At 51.1% G+C, this 4,020-nt stretch carries 4 protein-coding genes; 1 reads left to right on the top strand and 3 read right to left on the bottom strand.

The window, feature by feature from the left end:
* The first annotated feature begins 197 nt into the window (after positions 1 to 197).
* A complete protein-coding gene (locus tag GX117_09550; GenBank protein NLO33581.1) occupies positions 198 to 1,235 on the top strand; it encodes a hypothetical protein in 1,038 nt (345 codons plus the stop codon).
* 7 nt (positions 1,236 to 1,242) lie between these two features.
* Here the strand turns inward: GX117_09550 and dut are convergent, their stop codons facing one another.
* The 3 genes from dut to GX117_09535 all read right to left on the bottom strand — a co-directional run.
* Positions 1,243 to 1,692, bottom strand: a complete 450-nt coding sequence (dut, locus tag GX117_09545; protein ID NLO33580.1) for a dUTP diphosphatase — start codon at positions 1,690 to 1,692, stop codon at positions 1,243 to 1,245.
* 2 nt (positions 1,693 to 1,694) lie between these two features.
* On the bottom strand, positions 1,695 to 2,957 hold the full coding sequence (locus GX117_09540) for an insulinase family protein (protein NLO33579.1): 1,263 nt from the start codon (positions 2,955 to 2,957) through the stop codon (positions 1,695 to 1,697).
* Between the two features lie 84 nt (positions 2,958 to 3,041).
* The coding region (locus GX117_09535; protein ID NLO33578.1) for a S1 RNA-binding domain-containing protein at positions 3,042 to 4,020 on the bottom strand (979 nt) is incomplete at its 5' end.

The raw sequence follows: 4,020 nt of genomic DNA, 5'->3' as shown, positions 1-4,020 counted from the left end.
CTATTATACCCAGGTCTTTCTTGCCTTATAGATTGCTGCGTCAGGATATATGCTTCCATCAGTTTATGATAGATAAGGGCTAGCATCTGTATGAATCCGCTCTTTACGGGGCCACGCGGAAGCATATTAAGCTGTCGACCCTGCTATCTCCACGGTATATGTATGTTTTTTTTATGATCAAGAAAGTGTAGGCTTTCATGCGATTCAATCCCTTCACTCCAACTCCTTTTCTTTTGCGCACTGTCACGGCGGTCTTCGTATTGGGTCTGTGCTGCGTGGCGTGCACCCATGACGCTGCGAAAGAAGGTGAAGCAGCGGCTCCCGCTCGTGAATCCTTTCCCACCCTAACAAAACGGGCGCCCGTCCATTTTAGCCATGCTATGGGCCCTTTGGGCGATACCATGCGCGCTTTAGGCGAGGCAACGGAAGGCGCTTTCGTCCTCATGAGCGGTCTGGAGGAACGGTCTATTGACGCCGTTTCCTATAAAGGCACCTCTTACGAACAGGTGATTGCGAATTTGGCAGATGCTGTTCAGGCAAAGTATGTTGCCACCCCCCATTACTATCTGATTTTCCCTGAAATGTATGACGCTTTACAGCACATGTCTTTGGATGATCAACTCAGCGATGCCTATAAAGAATTGAAGGTTGGTGCCGTGTTCGGGGCAAAAACCAATCTATTCGTTCTTTTTGCTGCCTTAAGCAAAAGCTTGGACATCACCATTGTGGCGGATAATTATATTGCCGAGGCCCGATGCGGCGAAATACATCTCCCCCAACTTCCCCTTGGCCGCGTGCTGGAAGCCATGCTCCAGTCCGCGAGAATTGCGCCCGATACGGTCAGCATTGAATGTACCGATGAATACATTTTTTTAAAAGCGCCTCAAAATGAAAATGCCGATACAACGCGGATCAGCCCTTCCGACGCGAACGCGGGGGATGCCATGACGGAACGCATCGTTTCCCTTTGTCTTCCCGACTGTGGCACGGAAGAAGAAGAAGGGATGGTTGAAGCGGCAAGCGCCATTCCGCTCCATGAAGCCTTGCTGCCTTTGCCCGAACAGCTCGGCGTGGAGATTGTAGCGCAGCGCGCTCTTGCCGACATCCCCATTAACCCCTGTATCCTCAATAACGTGAAACTGTCCACAGCGCTGGATTTGCTCATCCGACAATGGCCGCTTCCGTACTTCGGCTGGGAATACAGAAACGACCGGATTTTAATTCGGGAACGTTGATTCGATCTTAGATCCCTGTATGTCCAAACCCGCCCTCACCGCGCAATGTGCGGTCAAGCGAAGCGCGAAGCTGCCATTCAACACGGGCAACAGGCGCCACAACCAATTGCGCAATCCGATCGCCGCGTTTAATGGTCACCGTTTCTTCACTCAAGTTTATAAGCAGCACTTTGATTTCGCCGCGGTAGTCCGCATCAATGGTACCCGGTGTATTCACCATGGAAATACCCGCCTTTAACGCCCATCCGCTGCGCGGCCGGATCATCCCTTCAAAGCCCGGCGGTATAGCCACGCAGATGCCCGTTGGAACGGCGTATCGTGCCAGTGGCGGCAGGCTAAGGGGTTCTTTTAAAGCGGCGCATAGGTCCATGCCGCTTGCGTGTTCACTTGCATAGGCGGGTAAGGCAAGGTCTTCATTGCCCGGCAGCTGATGTATAGGTATCGGTAAATGTTTCATAGCTATAAGCGTATTTCCTTTGATACTTTATCCGGTTCCGGTCCCAACACAATCATGGCGCAGCTGTCTTTCTGAAAACGGCTTTGCGCATACTCAAGTATACCGTCAACGGTGACCGCATCGACACGCGCCACGATCTCGTCCACCGGCGTCACGCTCCCTTTAAACAACAAATCCTTACCCATATGCGCCATGCGGGCGTGGCTGCCTTCAAATGCCATGAGCATGGAACCCTTCAATTGTTGGCGCGCAGACTCCAATTCATCAATCTTGACAGACTCTTCTCGGATACGGTTTAGCTCTTCGAAAGTCAGGGCAAGGGCGCGATCACAGTTTACGGGAGCGACTGCCTCATAAATACCAAGCATCCCCGTACTGACATGGCTTGTGTGATACGCATAGACGTTGTAAGCCAGGCCTTCATCTTCGCGTATACGTTCGAAAAGCCGCGAGGTGCTGCCGCCCCCAAGAATGCCGGTCAGTACACTGCAAGAAAAGCGATCTTCACAGGTGGAGGAAGAGCCGGGAAAGGCAATATTGATATGGGACTGCGATATGGGCCGATGAACCGCTTGCACACCGGATTGGAATCTCGGCGTGCCCATCATGGTCGGCGGATCCTGTGCTTTGACAGGACTCATTATTTTTTCGATTTGCGCCAACACCTTATCAGGGTCAAATTTACCTGCAATGGAAAAGACCATATTCGCGGGCGTATACCAAGCGGAATAAAAGCGCCGGAAATCTTCGTAGGTGAAGGCGGAAACGGTTTTTGAATATCCGGAAATCGGGCGGCCCAAAGGATGATCGGGCCAGTGGAATTCAGACAAGAGATCATGAATGAAATCATCGGGTGTGTCTTCAATAGCAGCGATCTCTTCAAGGATTACGCCCCGCTCCTTTTCGATTTCGGCAAATAGCGCGTTTTGAAGAAGATCAAAAAGCACATCTATACCGACGCTTACATGCTCTTCCAGCATGCGCGCATAGAGGGTCGTATATTCTCGCGATGTACTGGCATTAAGATAGCCGCCGCGCCGTTCGATGGCGTCCATAATCTCATGGATCGACTGGGTCTTGGTCCCTTTAAAAAAGAGATGCTCCAGAAAATGCGCGAGCCCCGCTTCTTCATATGTTTCCGCGGCGGATCCTGTTTTTATCCAGATGCCAAAAGAAGCGGAGTGCACGTAAGAAATAGGTTCAAGGGCAATCGTAAATCCGTTGTTTAAGCGGTGGGTAATCATGGCAGAATCAGGTTTATACACGCGGCAAATACTCCTTGACCGTGATTGCCAAAAAAAAGGTTGTCGCCGGTTTGCGCGACAACCTCGGATTATATCAGTAATGAATTAGCGGTTGCGACCACGGTCCCGGTCACGGCCGGAACGATTATTGTTGCGATCATTCTTACCGCCGCGCCGATCATCTCTGCGTGGACGATTCCCGCCGCCGCCTTGGGGCGGATTGGATTGATATCCTTCGGGTGCAGGCTCGACGGTGCCCAGTTCTCGGTCGGCAGCAATCTTGGACAGATTCACTCTGCCCATCTGATCGATTTCGATGACCTTAAACGTGACTTCATCGCCTACGTCCAGAATATCAGTGACATTATTCACGCGATAATCAGCGAGTTCAGAAATATGAATCATTCCTTCTTTATTGCCGATAACGGTACAGAACGCGCCAAAATTCATGATCCGCGTTACGCGGCCCGTATAAATTTTGCCAACCTCTACATCAGCAACAATTTCTTGAATCAATTCGATGGCTGCATCAGCGGCAACTTTATCGGTGGCAGCGATGCTGACCGTGCCGTCATCATCAATTTCAATTTCCGCTCCCGTTTCAGCTTGGATCTGACGGATCACTTTGCCGCCGGGTCCAATGACTTCACGGATCTTGTCGGGATTAATTTTGATGGTGAAGATACGCGGTGCAAAGGGTGAAATATCGGGGCGGGGCGCGTCTAAGGCCTTGTTCATTTCTCCCAGAATATGCTCTCGTCCGCGGCGTGCCTGCTCCAAAGCGTCTTCCATCACTTTGCGTGAAAGACCTTTCACTTTGGTGTCCATTTGGAAAGCGGTGATTCCTTGGGCGGTACCACAGACTTTAAAGTCCATGTCGCCCATATGATCTTCGTCGCCAAGGATATCGGAGAGAATACGAATTTCGTCCTCTTCTTTGATCAGGCCCATGGCAATGCCGGCGACAGGCGCTTTGATCGGAATACCGGCGTCCATCATGCTGAGTGAACCACCGCAAACGGTAGCCATCGAACTGGAACCGTTACTTTCAGTAATATCCGATACGATACGCACGGTATAGGGG

The organism is Candidatus Hydrogenedentota bacterium, from assembly GCA_012523015.1.
In the GTDB taxonomy this organism is placed as follows: Bacteria; Hydrogenedentota; Hydrogenedentia; order Hydrogenedentales; family CAITNO01; genus JAAYBJ01.
Note: the sequence above shows the minus strand (reverse complement) of the source record. Positions and strands in the feature narration are given on the sequence as shown.